The following is a 530-nucleotide window of genomic DNA, read 5'->3' as shown; positions in this document are numbered from 1 at the left end:
GGAATAGGGTCTGTACTTTGCCTTTTATATTGTTCATAAATCTTTTTTAATATTGTGAAATGGTCATTCCCCTGATTTCCGCCCCGTTGATGGTTTGTTGTAAGCCCAGGGTGATCACATTTTTTTTGTTTTTTCCAAGATGGAGCCAGCACTCTGGTAAATAAAATTCACGTTGCGGACCAGCCTCCCAATAACGGCCTATATTGTGCCCGTTAAGGTAAATAAAGCCATTGCCAGAGGCATTGATCAATAAACGGGACAAAGCCTCCCTGTTAAGGGATTTAGAAAGTTCAAATTCAGTTCTGTACCAGGTAAATAAAGCATTTTGTTTTCCTTTTGGTTGTATGTTATTTCCTTTTCGGGCAACTTTAAATGTGGTATCTAATTTTATCTCTTCCCAGGAACGGTCATTATAACCGGGTGAAATAAAATGATTTTTAATGCCAGCTAAATCGGTAGCTATCTGCCAACTAATGGCCTTTTGTATATTGTTAACTGTATCGCTATAACCAGCATTGCGTATACCACAC

Annotated in this window: 1 protein-coding gene; it reads right to left on the bottom strand. The window is 38.5% G+C overall.

The features are described from left to right. Nucleotides 1-46: 46 nt before the first annotated feature. A partial coding sequence (locus AC1DND_RS29255; RefSeq protein ID WP_477586529.1) for a beta galactosidase jelly roll domain-containing protein occupies nucleotides 47-530 on the bottom strand: 484 nt, incomplete at its 5' end.

It is taken from the genome of Pedobacter sp. 01N416 (assembly GCF_056399685.1).
This window is presented reverse-complemented; position numbering and strand designations above follow the sequence as displayed.